Source organism: Kitasatospora sp. NPDC057542 (assembly GCF_042801945.1).
In the GTDB taxonomy this organism is placed as follows: domain Bacteria; phylum Actinomycetota; class Actinomycetes; order Streptomycetales; family Streptomycetaceae; genus Kitasatospora.
This window is the reverse complement of the sequence record NZ_JBHVFE010000004.1, coordinates 33,737-49,661: the sequence shown is the minus strand read 5'-3', so window position 1 is coordinate 49,661 and position 15,925 is coordinate 33,737. Positions and strand designations below refer to the sequence as shown.

13 protein-coding genes and 1 pseudogene are annotated in these 15,925 nt (G+C 74.9%); 10 read left to right on the top strand and 4 right to left on the bottom strand.

Annotated features, from left to right (window positions below; translation table 11 throughout):
* Positions 1 to 115 precede the first annotated feature (115 nt).
* The 4 genes from ACFU7Y_RS01305 to ACFU7Y_RS01290 all read left to right on the top strand — a co-directional run bounded on the left by ACFU7Y_RS01305 (position 116) and on the right by ACFU7Y_RS01290 (position 6,891).
* Complete coding sequence (locus ACFU7Y_RS01305; RefSeq protein WP_380765918.1) at positions 116 to 3,436, top strand: amino acid adenylation domain-containing protein; 3,321 nt, start codon at positions 116 to 118, stop codon at positions 3,434 to 3,436.
* A complete protein-coding gene (locus ACFU7Y_RS01300) occupies positions 3,433 to 4,221 on the top strand; it encodes a leucyl/phenylalanyl-tRNA--protein transferase (RefSeq protein ID WP_380765916.1) in 789 nt (262 codons plus the stop codon). The genes ACFU7Y_RS01305 and ACFU7Y_RS01300 overlap by 4 nt, the downstream gene beginning before the upstream one ends.
* Positions 4,222 to 4,299: 78 nt before the next feature.
* Positions 4,300 to 5,841: a hypothetical protein gene (locus ACFU7Y_RS01295; RefSeq protein ID WP_380765914.1), complete on the top strand. Its 1,542-nt coding sequence runs from the start codon at positions 4,300 to 4,302 to the stop codon at positions 5,839 to 5,841.
* A gap of 282 nt (positions 5,842 to 6,123) precedes the next feature.
* Positions 6,124 to 6,891 (top strand): HAD family hydrolase, encoded by a 768-nt coding sequence (locus tag ACFU7Y_RS01290; protein WP_224284161.1) that lies wholly within the window; start codon positions 6,124 to 6,126, stop codon positions 6,889 to 6,891.
* A 25-nt stretch (positions 6,892 to 6,916) separates the two neighbouring features.
* On the opposite strand, the pseudogene ACFU7Y_RS01285 reads toward ACFU7Y_RS01290, so the two are convergent.
* A pseudogene (locus tag ACFU7Y_RS01285) lies at positions 6,917 to 7,495 on the bottom strand (alpha/beta hydrolase); the annotation flags it as partial.
* Between the two features lie 81 nt (positions 7,496 to 7,576).
* Here ACFU7Y_RS01285 and ACFU7Y_RS01280 point away from each other — a divergent pair.
* Complete coding sequence (locus ACFU7Y_RS01280; protein WP_224284160.1) at positions 7,577 to 8,026, top strand: nuclear transport factor 2 family protein; 450 nt, start codon at positions 7,577 to 7,579, stop codon at positions 8,024 to 8,026.
* Positions 8,027 to 8,093: 67 nt separating this feature from the next.
* Positions 8,094 to 9,089, top strand: a complete 996-nt coding sequence (locus tag ACFU7Y_RS01275; protein ID WP_380765912.1) for a phosphotransferase family protein — start codon at positions 8,094 to 8,096, stop codon at positions 9,087 to 9,089.
* Between the two features lie 49 nt (positions 9,090 to 9,138).
* Here the strand turns inward: ACFU7Y_RS01275 and ACFU7Y_RS01270 are convergent, their stop codons facing one another.
* Both ACFU7Y_RS01270 and ACFU7Y_RS01265 read right to left on the bottom strand, forming a co-directional pair.
* Entirely contained in the window at positions 9,139 to 9,528 is a 390-nt protein-coding gene (locus tag ACFU7Y_RS01270; RefSeq protein WP_224284158.1) for a nuclear transport factor 2 family protein, read from the bottom strand.
* Positions 9,529 to 9,638: 110 nt separating this feature from the next.
* A complete protein-coding gene (locus tag ACFU7Y_RS01265) occupies positions 9,639 to 10,775 on the bottom strand; it encodes an MFS transporter (RefSeq protein ID WP_380765938.1) in 1,137 nt (378 codons plus the stop codon).
* A 256-nt stretch (positions 10,776 to 11,031) separates the two neighbouring features.
* Between ACFU7Y_RS01265 and ACFU7Y_RS01260 the strand changes: the two genes are divergently transcribed.
* The 4 genes from ACFU7Y_RS01260 to ACFU7Y_RS01245 all read left to right on the top strand — a co-directional run bounded on the left by ACFU7Y_RS01260 (position 11,032) and on the right by ACFU7Y_RS01245 (position 14,707).
* Positions 11,032 to 11,607, top strand: coding sequence for a TetR family transcriptional regulator (locus tag ACFU7Y_RS01260; RefSeq protein WP_380765910.1), 576 nt, complete (start codon positions 11,032 to 11,034; stop codon positions 11,605 to 11,607).
* 149 nt (positions 11,608 to 11,756) lie between these two features.
* On the top strand, positions 11,757 to 12,395 hold the full coding sequence (locus tag ACFU7Y_RS01255) for a DUF1707 domain-containing protein (protein WP_224282251.1): 639 nt from the start codon (positions 11,757 to 11,759) through the stop codon (positions 12,393 to 12,395).
* Positions 12,396 to 12,476: 81 nt separating this feature from the next.
* On the top strand, positions 12,477 to 13,277 hold the full coding sequence (locus tag ACFU7Y_RS01250; protein WP_380765908.1) for a serine hydrolase: 801 nt from the start codon (positions 12,477 to 12,479) through the stop codon (positions 13,275 to 13,277).
* 218 nt (positions 13,278 to 13,495) lie between these two features.
* The gene (locus ACFU7Y_RS01245; RefSeq protein WP_380765906.1) at positions 13,496 to 14,707 is read left to right on the top strand and encodes a transferase; all 1,212 of its coding nucleotides are present in this window, start codon (positions 13,496 to 13,498) and stop codon (positions 14,705 to 14,707) included.
* Positions 14,708 to 14,779: 72 nt separating this feature from the next.
* Here ACFU7Y_RS01245 and ACFU7Y_RS01240 read toward each other — a convergent pair whose 3' ends face one another.
* A complete protein-coding gene (locus ACFU7Y_RS01240) occupies positions 14,780 to 15,913 on the bottom strand; it encodes an FAD-dependent monooxygenase (protein WP_380765904.1) in 1,134 nt (377 codons plus the stop codon).
* Positions 15,914 to 15,925: the final 12 nt, after the last annotated feature.

Here is a 15,925-nt window from a genome sequence, read left to right as displayed (position 1 = left end):
GCGCGCAGCAGTGGGGCGTCCGGCGGGACCGGACGTCCTCGACGAGGCATGAGTGCGTATAGTCGGAAATGTCGCACTCCCAAGCATTCTGCCGCCACAGCACGAGGTCAAGCCGGTGGACGACGCAGCAGACAGCGCACGGGGCGTACGAACGGATGCGAGCTCCGGACGTCACGCCGTGGTCCGCAACGACAACGGTCAGTACGCGATCTGGCCCTGGGGCTTACCCGTCCCGGCCGGCTGGTGGCAGGTCCACGGGCCGGCCGGGCAGGCCGACTGCCGGGACTGGGTGGAACACGCGTGGCACCCGGCCGGGCTCGGCTTCCCCGGCGCAACCCCCGTACGGCGGGCGGCGGCCGGATTCGCGGACACGGTGCACGGACTGTTCCGCGCGCGGGCGGCGCACGACCCGCAGGCGATCGCCGTCGTCGCCGACGACGCCACGCTGAGCTACCGCGAACTCGACCTGCGCAGCACCCGGTTGGCCGCCGCACTGCGGGCGCGCGGGACCGGCCCGGAGCAGGTGGTGCCGGTCTGCCTGGAACGCGGGCCGGGGCTGGTGACCGCCTGGCTGGCCGTGCTCAAGGCGGGCGGGGCCTTCCTGCCACTGGACCCGGCGCACCCGCCGCGGCGCCTGGCCCGGCTGGTCGAGGACTGCGGGGCACGGGTGGTGGTCGCGGACGGTGACGGGTTCCCCGGGGTGTCCCGGGTGTCCGTGCTCGGGCCGGAGGGCGGCGGGAGCGGGGAGTTCCCGGGCGACGGCGGGGGCGGGGAGTCCCCGGGCGACGACGGCGCCGTCCCGGACGACCTCGCCTACCTGATCTACACCTCCGGCACGACCGGGCGTCCCAAGGGCGTACCGGTCACCCACCGCGCGCTGCTGTTCACCCTCGACCGGATCGTCCACGCCTACCGGCTGCGCCCGGGAGAACGCGTCCTGCAACTGGCCGCGCTGGGCTCCGACACCGCGCTGGAACAGGTGCTCGGCCCGCTGCTCGCGGGCGCGACGGTGGTGCTGGGCGGCGGCGGGGACACGGGCGGCACCTGGGCGCCCACCGAGCTGGCCGGCCGGCTGCCCGGGCTGGGCCTGGCCGTCGCCGACCTCACCCCCGACTACTGGCACCACCTGCTCGACCTGCTCCCGCCCGGCGGACCCGGCCCGCAGGGGCTGCGGATGGTGCTGGTGGGCGGGGACGCCGGGCACGCCGACGACTTCCGACACTGCCTGGAGCGGCTGCCCGGTGCGCGGCTGCTCAACGCGTACGGGGTCACCGAGGCGGCCGTCACCTCGACGCTCTGCGAGGTCACGGCGGAACTGTTCGGCGGGGGAGCGGGCACCTTCACCGCGCCCGTGCCGATCGGACGGCCGCTGCCCGGGGTCCGGGCGTACGTGCTCGACGCCCGACTGCGTCCCGTCCGGCCCGGGGAGAAGGGGCAGATCCACCTCGGCGGGCCCGGCCTCGCCCGGGGCTACTGGCGGCAGGCCGGGCTCACCGCCGAGTCCTTCCTGCCCGACCCGTACGCGCCGCTGCCCGGCGAGCGGATGTACCGCACCGGCGACGCCGGGCGGTGGCGGGCGGACGGGCAGCTGGAGATCCTCGGGCGGGTCGACGACCAGGTGAAGGTGCGCGGGCACCGGGTGGACCCGGCCGAGATCGAAGCCGTCCTGGCAGCCCACCCGGAGGTCCGGCAGGCCCGGGTCGCGGCCGCCGGTGAGGCGGCGGACGGCAGCCGAACGCTCACCGCGTACTACACGCTCGCCTCCGGGGCGGCCGGCGGGGCGCAGGGGATCCGGGCGTTCCTGGCCGAGCGGCTGCCGGAGTACCTGGTGCCGGCCGTGTTCGTGCCGCTGGAGGAGATGCCGCTCACGGCGGCGGGGAAGATCGACCGCCAGCGGCTGCCGCAGGCCCCGGTGCGTCCCCCGGCACCGGTGCCGCCCGCGCCCGAGGCCTCCGGTGCGGGAACGGTGGAGGAGGCCGTCGGGCAGCTGTGGGCGGAGCTGCTCGGCGTCGAACACATCGGCCCGGACGGCGACTTCTTCGCGCTCGGCGGCACCTCGCTGCTCGCGATGGAGATACTGGCGCGGGCGCGGATCGTGTTCGGCATCGACGTCGGGCAGGTGCGGACGCTCACCCGGGCGCTGCTGCGCGAGCCCGTCCTGCTCGCCTTCGCGGGGGCGTTGCGGGCGGCGCGGACGGAGGGCCCCGCGGGCACCGTACGGGATGCCGCCGTCGACTGGTCCGCGGAGGCCCGGTTCACCGAGGACCTCCGGCAGTCCTGGAGCCCGGCGCCCTCCCGTGTCGACCCCGCCGAGATCCTGCTCACCGGCGCCACCGGCTTCTGCGGCGCCCACCTGCTGCACGCGCTGCTCGCCACCACCCGGGCGCGCATCCACTGCCTGGTCCGCGCGCCCGACGAGGAGCACGCGCTGGAACGGCTGCGGGCGGCGCAGCAGCGCTTCCTGCGGCGCGACCTCGCCGACCGGCGGATGGTGCCGCTGGTCGGCGACCTCACCCGGCCGCGGCTCGGCCTGACGGACCGCCGGTTCGACTGGCTGGCCGGGCACCTGGACGCGATCCACCACCTGGCCGGGCAGGTCAACTTCCTCTACCCGTACCACCAGCTGCGGCAGGTCAACGTCGGCGGCACCCGGGAGGTCGTCCGGCTCGCCGGACACAGCCGGGGCGTCCCCGTGCACTACCTCTCCACCCTCGCCGTGCTGGCCGGCTTCGGTGCGGCCGGTGTCGCGAAGGTCACCGAGCGGACCCCGCTCGCCCACCCGGAGCGGCTCGGCGTCGGCTACGTCGAGAGCAAGTGGGTCGCCGAGCAGCTGCTGCACAACGCGGCCGCCGCCGGACTGCCCGTCACCGTGCTGCGTACCAACGACGTCACGGGGGACCTGGCGGACGGGATGATGAACACTCGCACCGAACTGTGCGCGCTGATCGCCTACCTGGCCGACAGCGGGACCTGCCCGGACGTGCAGCTGCTGCTCGACTTCGTCCCCGCCGACCGCTTCGCCCGCGCCACCGCCCACATCGCCGCCCACGCACCTGCCGCCGGCGAGGTCTACCACCTCACCTCCCCGCGGCCGGGCGTCCTCGCCGACCTCGCCGAGCGGCTGCGGGTTCGCGGCCACCGGATCGCCCGACTGCCGTACGGGGAATGGGTGCAGCGGCTGGTCCGGTTCGCGGCCGGGAACCCGACGCACCCGATCGCGCCGTTCGTCCCGCTGTTCGTGGACCGCGCGCCGGGGACGGCGCTGTCGATCAGCGAGATGTACTTCCGGCCGACGTTCCCGCTGTTCGAGCGGGCGAACGCGGACGCGGCACTGGCCGGGAGCGGTATCGAACTTCCGCCGGTGGGCGCGGAGTTGATCGACCACTACCTGACAAGGATGGAGCGGGAGGGCTTCCTGCGGGCGGCGCCGTCGTGAGCTCCTTCGCCGCCGCCCTCGGGGCGCTGGACGTACGACTCGGCCACGGTGACGGCCCGGTGGCCTTCGGCGGCACGCTCGGAGCCGAGGAGTTGCTGGCGGCGTACCGGCACGGACTGTTCCCGCTGCCGGCCGCGGACGTGTACGCGAGCGCGTACAACGAGGCGCTGTACGGCGAAGCCGTCGAGGCGGGCGAGGTGGCGCTGCTGCCCGGCGGGGCGGACCCGTACGCGCTGGCCTGGTGGTCGCCCGACCCGCGGCCGGTGATCGCTCCGGACGGCGTACGGCTCGGGAGCCGGCTGGCGCGGCGGCTGCGCAACCGGTCCTCCTGGTGGACGAGCGCCGACCGGGCCTTCGGGCGGGTGCTGGCGGCGTGCGCCGAGGGGCGTCAACCCGTCTGGCTCACGGAGGAGTTGGCGGCGGCACTGATGCGGCTGCACGAGCTGGGGGCGGCGCACAGCGGAGAGGTGTGGGAGGGGGAGGAGCTGATCGGTGGGGTGTTCGGGGTCGGGGTCGGGCCGGTGCTGAGCCTGGACTCGATGTTCCACCGCCGCCCGGACGCCGCCCGGGTCGCCGTCGCCGACCTCGGGGCGCGGTTCGGTGCGGCGGGCGGGCGGCTGCTCGACGCCCAGTGGGACGGGCCGCACGTGCGGAGCCTGGGGGCCGAGCCGATGGCGCGCTCGCGGTACCTCGCGGAACTGTCCGGCGGGGGAGGGAGCGGGGGTGGGGTCGGAGCGCCGGACGGGGCGCCGCTGCCGGCGGAGCGGCTGGGGCATCCGGGCTGACCTGCGGTTAAACCTGCCTGGGCGGCCTTTTTTGCCCGTCTTCGACAAACTTATTCCTCGTCAGTAACATGACGTGGCGTGTTCAAAAGTTCCCTAGGCAGGGCCGCCGGCCCCGCCGTCCTCACCCTCGTCCTCGCCGGGGCCGCCGCGTGCGGGCCGACCGGCCCCGGTACCTCCCAGCCCGGTGCCGCACCGGCCGCCGCCACCGTCGCCGACCCGGCCGCGACCGCCGCCGGGGGCAGCCCGGCCGCCGTCCCGCCCGCCGGGAACACCCCGCGCGCCAAGGCGGGCAGCCCCGCCGCCGGCCGCCCGACCCCGGGCAAGGCATCCGTCACTGCCGCGCCCGCCGGGGACCGGCAGGCCGCGATCGGCAGTCCGGGCAAGGACGGTGGCGCCGTCACGGCGGCGACGAAGAACCTCCAGCTGACGGCCTACGACCCGGCGGGCGGAACAGCGGTGCTGTCCGCGGTGGGGCCGGCGGCCACGGCTTCGGCCTCCGCCCCTGCCTCCGCCCCTGCCTCCGCCTCTGCTGCCTCCGCCTCGCCGAGTGCCGTGCCCACGGCGGCCACTGCCGCCGTCCAGCCCGGGCAGCTGATCGCCAGCCCGCCCACCGCCGCAGCACCGCAGGGCGCGCTGGTCGCCGTCACCGGCGTCCGCCCCGGCGCGGGCAACACGCTCGCCCTGACCACCCGTCCGGCCACCCTGGCCGAACTCCTCGGCGGCACCGAGGCCGACGGCAACGTCCCCGTCGACCCGCACGGCATCACGGTGACCCCGCTGGTCAAGGACCTCAAGGCGACCGCCGGCCTGACCGGCGACGGCGTGCAGGCCGATGCCTCCGGCACCCTGGAGGTGAACCTCAAGGCCCCCGTCCCGCTGCCCGGCGGCGCGAGCCTCGACGCGTCCGGCTCGCTCCAGCTCCACCCCGCCGTCCACTTCGCCTACCACGGCGCGGCGGCCGGCAGCCCGCGTACCGCCTCGATCGGCTTCGACCTCGGCGCCCACGCCCAGTGGAAGGTCACCGGCGACGCGGCCCGCAGCACCGGCGCGGCACCCGTCAGGGTGCCCTTCGCCAAGTTGCAGGCCAGCCCGGTGCTGACCGTCGCCGGCCTGCCCGTGGTCGTCAACCTCGGCCTCACCTGCTACCTGGAGGTCAGCGCCGACGGCCAGGTCCACCTGGAGGCGGAGCAGGACGCCACCGGCACCTGGGCGGTGCGCGCCGACTACACCGGCGGCAAGGGCTGGACCCCGGTCACGAACGCCGAGACCAAGGTCACCCCGGTGCACGTGCGGCTCAACGGCAAGGCGGGCGTGCGGGCCGCGCTCGGCGCCGAGATCAGCCTCGGCCTGTACGACACCGTCGGCGTGGAGACCACCGTCGCCCCCTACCTGCGCGCCCAGGCCGAGGGCTCGCTGACCGTCGACTCCTCCGGCAACCCTCCGCAGGTGCAGGGCAGTTGGTCGCTGGTCGGCGGCGTCGACCTGAGCGGCTCGCTGCTCGCCCACCTGAAGGTCTTCGGCACCCCGATCATCGAGGGCAAGCTGCCGTTGCCGCCGTTCCACCGGGAGTGGCCGCTGCTCGCGGGCTCGGCGGCGCTGCCGTCACCGCAGCACAGCTGATTCCTCGCCATCCTGTGGGCCCCTCGGCGGAGTCATTCGGCCGAGGGGCCCTCGTCGTGGGCAGGCCCGGACGGGCGCAAGGGGGAGCGGGGCGGGGAACGGACGCCGGGTGCTCGGTGGCGTGGCCGCCCTGGACCGGCCGCAAGCGCTACTGCTCCCAGCGCTGCGCCAACCGCGACGCCGTGCGCCGTCACCGCCGTGCGGCGCGACCGGCGAGCGGCCCGGCCCGCGCCTGACGTGGGCGGTGGATCGTGTACGGGACCGGCTGGATAGCATCGCCCGGTGATCACTTCCAGCGCCCGCACCACGGTCTTCGACATCGACGGCACGCTCTGCTTCGACGGGCGGACGATCGACAGCCGGATCCTCGCCGCCCTCGACGCCTGTGAGCGCGCCGGCCACCAGCTGGTCTTCGCCTCCGCCCGGCCGGTCCGCGACCTCCTGCCCGTCCTCGACGGGGCCTTCCCCACCGCCACGCTGATCGGCGGGAACGGCAGCCTGGTCTCCGTCGACGGCCAGGTGCGGGCGCGGGCCGCGTTCGAGGCCGGTGAACTCGGCCGGCTGCTGGCCGAGGCCGAGCGGTTCCGGGCGGGCTACCTCGCCGACGGGCCGTGGGACTACGCCTACACCGGACCGGCCGACCACCCCATCCGCGGCCGGGTCGACCAGGGCGGCCTGGCCCGCCGGGTGGAGCTCGCCGAGCTCCCCGCCGTCGTCAAGTTCCTGGTGGTCGACGCGACCGACCCGGCGGCCCTCGCCGAGGCCGGCCGCGGGCTCGGGATGACCGTCAACCACCACCTCGACGAGGCGATCATCGACTTCGCCCCGGGCACCACGAACAAGTGGGAGGCGCTGACCTCGCTGGGGATCGACGCGTACAACGCCTTCGGCAACGACATCAACGACCTCGACCTGCTGCGCAACGCGCGGCACTCGGTCCGGGTCGGCACCCACCCGGGCCTGGACGGCGTCGCCCGCGTCACCGTCGCCGCCGAACCGGAGGCCGTCGCCGCCGAGATCTCCCGGCTGGCCGAGGCGCCCGGCCGGTAGCCGCCGGGCGCCGCGACCGTTCGCGTCAGGCCGAGGCGGCAGCCGAGGTGGTGGCCGACTCGGCGGCCGGGCGGCCGAGGTGGCGGGCGAGGAAGCGGACCGCACTGTCGGCCTCGAAGCGGGGCAGATCCTTGTGCCGGCCCGCGTTGGCGTGCAGTGTCTTCTCCGTCGAGGCGAAGGCGTCGAACAGCGCCAGGCCGGCCTCGCGCGGGATGTGCTCGTCGTCCCACTGGAGGTCGAACTCGACCGGGACGGTGATCCGCTTCGCGTGCTCGACCAGGACGTCCGGCCAGTGCTGGCCGAACACCGCGGCCGTGTTGAGGCCGAAGTAGCCGACCGGCCCGTCGGTGCCGATCTCCGGAAGCTGCTGGAGCGCGTCCAGCGCCGCCCGCCACTCGGGCACGGCGAGCTCCGCCAGGTGCGCGTTGTAGCGCACCACGATCGGCCCCTCCGGCTCGCCGGCCGCCCGCGCCTGGCCCGACATGGCCGGGTGCTTCTTGTGGTTGCCGCCGCCGTACCCCATCAGCACCAGCGGCGCACGACCGGTGCCGCCGGCGGAGGATGCGCCGGAGGTGGGGGACCAGAGCACACCAGCCCGGTCACCGCCCCGCCAAGCGGTTTTCCGCCGCCTGGTCAGAGCATGGGACAGTCAGGGGGACGACTGCCGTCCGGCCTTGGGGGGAACATGTCCGCGCCCACCGATCCGGTGCCGAGCCACCGGGCGATCGAGAACCTGATCGCGCGCTACGCCGAACTCGTGGACGACGGCGACTTCGCGGGGCTCGGCGCCCTGTTCGCCGACGCCACCTTCGTCGGCAGCGGCGCACCGCTGCACGGGGGCGAGGCCGTCGAGGCGATGTTCCGGGAAACGTTGATCGTGTACGCCGACGGGACGCCGCGGACCCAGCACGTCACCGGCAACGTGGCCGTCGAGGTCGACGAGCGGGCGGGGACGGCGGTCGCACGCTCGTACGTCACCGTGCTGCAGGCGCTGCCCGAGCTGCCGCTGCAGGCCGTCGCCGCCGGCCGGTACCACGACCGCTTCGCGCGCGGGGAGGACGGGCGGTGGCGGTTCGTGGAACGGCGGGTGCGGATCACCCTGGTCGGCGACGTGAGCCGCCACCTGCGGCGGTAGGGTGCGCCGACCGGGCCGGGGAGACGGCCGGGACGGGGAAACGGCCGGGACGGGGAGGGGCGGGGCAGTGGTGCGGGAGCTGTTGGCGGGTGCGGCGCGGGCCGCGCTGGGCGGCGGGCGGCGGCTGGAAGCGGCCCAGCGGCTGGCGGGCGGCAGCAAGAAGGGCGTGTACCGGCTGCTGATGGACGACGGGACGACGGCGATCGCCTATCGCTGGGACCGGTCCGAGAACTACTGGCCGGCGGCCGAGGGGGACGAGGACCTCGCCGACCCGTTCTCGCCCGGCCTCGGGCTCGACCTGTTCGAGGCCGCGCACGCACGGCTGGACGCGCTCGGCGTCCGGGTGCCGGCGATCCGGTTCGTCGAGCGAGCCGGGAGCCGTGACGGCGGCGGTGCTCCGGGTACGGCCGATCTCGCGATCGTCGAGGACGTTCCCGGCGAGAGCCTGGAGAGGCTGCTCGCCCGCGACCCGCGCGCCGCCGCCCCGGTGATGGCCCGGCTCGGCGAGGCGCTGGGGGCCATGCGCGGCCACCGCGCGTCCGGCTACGGGAAGGTGGCGGTGGTCGACGGGGGAGGAGCCTCGCACGGGCCGTCGTGCGAGGGCGTCGTCCTGGACCGCGCGTTGTGCGACCTCGCGGAGGCGGCAGCGCGCGATCCCCGGATCGCGGGAGCCCGGGACCGGTTCGCCGAACGGCTGCGGGGCCTGGCGGCGGCGGTGCGGCCGCGCGCGGAGTACGTGGTGGTGCACGGCGAACTGGGGCCCGACCACGTGCTGGTGGACGCGGACGGCCACCCGGTGCTGATCGACATCGAGGGCGCGATGTACTTCGACGTCGAGTGGGAGCACGTCTTCCTGCGGATCCGCCTGCACGAGGCCGACTACCGGTCGCTGGCGGCCGACGCGCTGGACGAGGACCGGCTCGCCCTCTACGCGCTGGCGCAACGCCTCTCGCTGACGGCAGGCCCGCTCCGACTGCTCGACGGGGACTTCCCGGTACGGGAGGCCATGGCCGGCATCGCCGAGCACAACCTGCGGCAGGCCCTGCACCTGGTCGGCGACTGACCGCCGTCGGAGCCGGACCCCGGCCGGCCGCCCGCGCGCCGTCCGCCGGTCACCCGGTGAGCTGGGCCCGGAAGACGGCGCTGTTGAAGTACGCCCTGGCCTCCCGGATGAGACCGGTGTCGTCCAGCTCGTAGACGTTGATGCCGGACCAGTTGACCGGCTTGCCGTCCAGGGCGACGGCGGCGCCGCGCCAGGAGACCGCGACGTGGCTGCCGACGGTGTGCGCCTCCAGGGGCGTCAGCCCGAGGAAGGGACGGAAGCCGGGCAGGACGGAGGCGATGAAGCCGTGGATCGCGGCGCGCCCGGTGATCGGCGGCGTGCCGACGGGGTCGTGGAAGACGCCGTCCTCGGCGAAGGCCTTCGCCCAGGTGTCGGCGTCGCCTTCCTGGGAGGCACGGAAGAACTGGAGGACGGCGGGCGGCATGGCCGGGAACGTCATGGAAGATCCTTTGGGTCGTGGTGACGTGACGTGGCGACTTGATGAAGTGATGACGCGGTGGTGTGGTCACTTGGCGACTTCGTGACCCGGGAACCCGGGTGTTCGGGGACTCAGCGGCCGACCCCGGCCCGCAGAGCGGTCAGGGCGGCGACCGCGGCGAGCGCGATGAGGCCGCACACCCCCGGCCAGCCGAGCTGGCCGTGGAGCCGGATGCCGAGCCAGGAGCCGGCGCTGCCGCCGAGGAACGAGCAGGTCATGTAGGCGGTGTTCAGCCGGCTGCGGGCCTCCGGGCGCAGCGCGAAGATGCGGGCCTGGTTGGCGACCTGGCTGCACTGCACCGCCACGTCCAGCAGCAGGAGGCCGGCGGCCAGCGCGACCAGGCCCGGTGCGCCGCCCGCGCTGCCCGCGGTGAGCACCGCGGCCGCGGCGAGGGTGGCGCCGGTGCACCAGCGGTTCACCCGGTCCGGGCCGTGCCGGTCGACCCGGCGCCCGGCGGCCGTGGCGCAGAACATGCTCGCCGCCCCGATCAGCGCCAACAGGCCCACCGCCTGGGCGCCGAGCCGGTAGTGCGGGCCGGTGAGCAGCAGGGCGAGCGCGGTCCAGGCGGCGCTGAAACCGCCGAAGAGGGCGGCCTGGCAGAGCGCGGAGCGGCGCAGGCCCGGCTCGGTGCGCAGCATCCGGACGGTGTCGGCGAGCAGGGCCGGGTACCGGTCGCGGACGGCCGGCGCGGTGCTGGGCAGCGCCAGACCGAGGACGAGCGCGAGCAGCCCGGTGAGTGCGGCGGCGGCCAGGTACGGGGCGCGCCAGCCGAGTTGCTCACCCAGGACGCCGCCGAAGGTGCGGGCCAGCAGGATGCCGCCGATCAGGCCGCCCTGGAGGGTTCCGATCACGGCGCCGCGCCGGTCGGGCGCGACCAGGCCCGCGGCCAGCGGGAGGAGCAGCTGGGGGACCACCGTGGCCAGGCCGACCACCGCGCCGGCCGCGACCAGCGGACCGGTGGCCGGGGCGAGCCCGGCGGCCAGCAGCGCGCAGCCCGTCACGGCCAGCAGCACGGTGATCAGCGGGCGGCGGGGAAGCCGGTCGCCGAGCGGGACCAGCAGGAAGATCCCTGCAGCGTAGCCGAGTTGGGTGACCGTGGCGACGCTCGCCGCCGTGCCCGGTGCGATGCCGAAGCCGTCGGCGACGAGCGGGGTGACGGCCTGCGGGAAGTAGACGTTCGCCACGCTGACGCCGCAGGCCAGGGCCATCACCAGCGGCAGCCGTCCGCCCGGTGCGGTGGGTTCCGGCTCCGGCGGTGCGGGATCGGGCGCTGGTGCCGGCGGTGCGGGATCGGGCGCTGGTGCCGGCGGGGCGGACGCGGGCGGGGCGGGCTCCGGCGGGGCAGGTGGATCGATCCGGGGCATCACAACTCCAACCGAACGAACTAGATGGTTCGAATGCTCCGTGCGAGCGTGGCAGACCGTCGCGGGATCGTCAAACGAACCGGTTCGTTACCATCGGTCCATGGCGTACGACTCGACGGCAACCAAAGAGCGGATCCTTGCGGCGGCAGCCACCGAATTCGCCGCGTACGGCGTCGCCGGCGCCCGGGTGGACCGCATCGTCGCCCAGGCCCAGGCCAACAAGCGGGCGATCTACGACTACTTCGGTGACAAGAGCAGGCTCTTCGCCGCCGTTCTCGAACGCCTCATGGCCGACCTCGCCCGGGCCGTCCCGCCCGGCGACGAGGACCTGTCCGCCTATGCCGAGCACCTCTTCGACTACCACCGCGCCCACCCCGAGGCCCTGCGGCTGCTCATGTGGGAAGCCCTCGAACTCGGCGACCAGCCCGTCCCCGGCGAAGAGGCCCGCACCCGCCACTACCAGGACAAGCTCCGGGCGGCGCAGTCCGCGGACGGCGCCGGCGACCCCCGTGCGCGACTCTTCCTCACGCTCGGCCTGGTCGGCTGGAGCCTCGCCATGCCCCAGCTCCGCCGCATGATCCTCGGCCCCGACCACACCCTCGACGGGCTGCGCACCGACATCGCCCAGGCCGTCCGGGCGCTGTCGGCCGGAGGCGGGCTCCCCGGGCAGCCGTAGCCGCGCCCCCGCACCGCAGGCGGCGGAGGGCACTCCCCTCGGGTCTGGCGAGAACCCCTATCGCGATATATCGTGAGTTCCTGTCCGCGTCGCCGACCCATCGCGCGAAGACCTTCGTCAAGCTCAGGACGGGAAGTATGCCGGGAGAGATGTCACCCGCCGGGAAGCACTCCGGCCGCAGCTCGGAACCCGAGATGCGGGCCTCCCACGCGGACCGGGACCGGGTGGTCGAGGTGCTGCGGGTCGCGGCGGGCGACGGCCGCCTGACCTCGGACGAACTGGACCAGCGCGTGGAGGCCGCCCTGTCGGCGCGGACGGTCGGCGAGCTGGCCGGTCTCACCGCCGACCTGCCGGCGGTGTCGGTCTCGGCCGGCGGGGTGGTGGCGGAGGTCAAGGACGTCCTCCGGATCGACCAGCGGTGGAGTCCGGTCAGGCGGGAGGGGCGCTGGGTGGTGCCGCGCCGGCTGGAGCTCTTCGCGGAGTGGTGCGAGGTGACACTCGACTTCACCCAGGCGGTGATCACGCATGACACCTTGCGGATCGACCTGGACATGGAGGGCAAGACCCTGACGCTGATCACCGGGCCGGGCATCGTGGTCGATACCGACGCCCTGGCGCTGGAGTTCAGCAGGGTCAGGAACCACCGGGCTCCGGACCTCGATGCGCCGATCACGCTGCGCGTGGAACTGGTCGGCAGGAAGAGGCACGGCCGCATCGTCGTACGGCAGCCGCGACGGCCGGCCGGCCAGTGGCTGCGGCGCAAGCCCCTGCCCCTGCCGGGCGGCTGACGGACCGCCACGGCAGCAGAGTGCTCGTGTCGCGCGCCGCAACCGTCGAGGTCCGGCCTCGGCCTCCCCTACCCTTCCTCCATGCTCTCTGTGGTGGTGGCCCCCTGGGCAGGACAAGCGGAGCCGGTGTTCGCCCGCAACCCGGACGAACTTCACGACGCCGCCAGCACGATGAAGGTGGCCGTGCTCGCCGCGCTCTGCCGCAGCGGGGTGAACCTCGATGCCGAGGTGCCGGTGGTGAACCGCTTCGAGTCCGTCGTGGGTGGTGAGTTCGGCAACGACCCGGACCGGGACAGCGATCCGCTGCCCTGGGAGCTGCTCGGCACCCACGTGCCCCTCCGGCTGCTCGCCGAGCGGATGATCACCCACTCCTCCAACCTGGCCACCAACATCTGCCTGGCCCGCACGACTCGGCAGGCCGTCACCGAGGTGTGGCGCCGCGCCGGAGCCACGCGCAGCTCCACGCCGCGCGGGATCGAGGACCACGCGGCGCGCGCCCGGGGCGTGCACAACCGGGTGAGCGCCCGTGACCTGGTCCGGCTGTTGCGCTCGCTCGCCGAGGAGCCCGAACTCCTCGCCCTCCTCGAATGCAACGAGTTCCGGGTGGACCTGGCCGCCGGCCTCCCCTCCAACACCCGGATCGCCTTCAAGAACGGCTGGATCCCCGGTACCCGGCTCAGCGTCGGCCTCGTCCAGGCGGCCGACTGCCCGCCCTATCTGATCGCCGTCTGCTACACCGGCCCGCTCGCCGACGGCACGGACCGCACCGACCCGGCGGCCCGCCTGCTCGCCCGCATCTCCAAGGCGGTGTGGGACCGCCGCGAGCAGATCAGCGGGCCGGGGGCGTCAACCCGTCCGACGCCGGCTCGTTCGGCGGGCTGACCCGTACGAGCCCTCGTGCCCGGTGGGTTCGAAGTGCCGTTCGCCGAGCGCGAGCGGCAGGCAGGCCGGCAGGGCGGGGTGCGGGCACAGGAGCGCGCGGCCGGGGAGCGCGCCTCCAAACCGTTACCGATCGCACACGCATGACGGCCCGTCGGGTGCGGTATCGGTTTGAAGGGTCCTGCTCAAGCAGCTGCGCGAAGGCTCGGGGGTGGGTTGACGTGTCGTCCCGGCTACGGATGTTCGCCCGGTGGATCACGGTGATCGCGGTCACGGCGGCCTATGTGGCGCTGCACCTGCTGGTCAACGTGGGCATGGGCCGGCAGGTGCGCGGGAGCGCGGCGGGGGCGTCGTGGTGCGGGGCGATCGCCCTGGCGCTGCTCGGGCCCGCCCTGTGGTTGCGGCATCGCCGCCGGTCGGGGGTGGCCGAGATCGTCGGGCTCGTCGACCGGTACGGCTTGCGGCAGCCGCGCCGGAGGCGAGCCGTTCGGGCCGCCGGCGCCGCCGGCCGGGTGCTGTCCGCAGGCGGCGCCCTCGCCGTCGCCGTCGCCCTGTCGGAGCGCGGCGACGACCTCTCCCCGGAGGTGTCGCTCCTGCTGCTGGCCGGCGGTGTGGCGGCTGCGGGGACCGGCCTCCTGGTCCTGCGCCGCACCCGTCCGTACGCGGCTCGCGGAGCTGCCCAGGTCCTGCTGCGGGACGGCCGCAGACCCGTGCTCTACCTGCGCAGCTTCGACGACGACGAGGTCGCCGCCCGGGAGGGCGGCAGGTCGGGGACCGACCTCCACGCGCGGGAGGTGCAGTTCGCCGCCGCGCTGGGCGCCGTCGGTCCCGTGATCGCGGTGGGACGGCCGGGGGAGGACCTGCCACGCCTGGGTGCGGCCCGGTTCTACCTCCCGCTCGACGACTGGCAGGGCACGGTGCGCCGGTTGATGGACCTGTCCCAGCTCATCGTCCTGCGCCTCGGGCGGGGGGAAGGGCTGCGGTGGGAGATCGGGGAGGCGCGGGCCACCCAGCCCCCCGCGAAGCTGATCCTGCTGGCCCCGGGCGGCCTTCCGGAGCTGGCCCGTCAGGTGAACGAGAGCCTCCCGACCCCGCTGCTGCCCAGGGAGATGGTCACGGGCGGGTACCGGATCGGAGCCGTCATCGCCTTCGACGGCCACTGGACCCCTCGGGTGTTCCCGGTGAAGGAGCGCAGGGGGCCGGCGGCGTGGATGGCCCGGTCGGGCATCTCCCACCTGCACACGCCCACGGTGCACCTGGCCCGCACCATCCACACGGCTCTGGCGGCCACCGGGAGGCGGCCGCGGACGATGGCCTGGCGCGCGCAACTCGCCACGAGGAGGGCGGACCTGGTGAGTGTGGGGCTGGCCCTCGCGATGGTCCTGCCGGGATGGCTCGGGTGCCGGATCCTGCAGTTGGCCGGCCGCTGGTGAACCACCTCGCCGGCAGGCCCAGGGGCGCGCCGAAGCGCCCCGCCGAGCCTGCCGGAGGCCGAACCGCAGCCGTCAGTACGGCTGCACGAGGACGTGCGCCGCCCCCGGGATGCCGACCTTGAGGAGCTCGTCCTCCTCCGGCGTGGTCGCGGTGCCGGTCTCCTGCTTGAGGATGGCGCGGGACAGGGCCTGGACCCACATGGCGCGCGGGCGACGGCGCTCCTCCCAGGCGGCGAGGGCGGCCGGGACGGTGTCGGCCGCGTCCAGGCTCTGGGCGAGCACGAGGGCGTCCTCGACGGCCATCGCGGCGCCCTGGGCCAGGTGCGGGGTGGAGGCGTGGGCGGCGTCGCCGGCCAGGACGATCCGGCCGACGTGCCAGGGCTCCTCGACGGTGACCTGGGAGATCCGCGAGTAGACCACGGCGGCCGGGTCGGTGATCTGCGCCAACGCCTCGGCGATCGGGCCGCCGAATCCGGCCAGCCGCTCGCGCAGCTGCTCGTGGGCGTGCTCCGGGTCCGGGCGGAAGTCCTCGGCCTCGGCGAAGACCGAGCCCAGGTACATCTGCTCCGTGCTGACCGGGGTGAGCAGCGCCTTGGCCTCAAGGTTGCCGGAGGACATCACCACGCCCTGCACCTCGGGCGAACGCGGCAGCGTGACACGCCAGTTGGCGAAGCCGGTGTACTCGGGGGCGTACTTCTCGCCGTACAGGTGGCGGCGCAGCGGCGAGCCGATGCCGTCGAAGCCGACGACCAGGTCGTAGCGGGCGCTGTGCCCGTCGGTGAGGGCGACCCGGACGCCGTCGGCGTTCTCGGTCAGGGTGTCGATGGTGGTGCCGAAACGGACCGTGGCGCCCGCCCTGACGGCGGCGTCGGCGAGGACGCGGGCCAGCGCCGGGCGCGGGATGCCGTTGTTGGAGGGGGCGTCGCCCATCCGGGGCTGCGGGATGGTCGCGAGGGTGGCGCCGGCCGGGTCGCAGATGGTCAGCACCTCCCACTCGAAGCCGGCGGACAGGCAGTCGTCCAGGACGCCGATCTCGCGCATCACGTGCAGGGCGTTGGACGGCTGGATGATGCCGACGCCGAGCGCCTCCAACTGCTCGCGCAGCTCGGCGACGTCGACGTGGTGGCCGCGTCCGGCGAGGGCGGTGGCGAGGGTGAGGCCGCCGATGCCGCCGCCGTGGACGAGGACGCGCAGGGGTGTGGTCATGAGGAGTGCTCC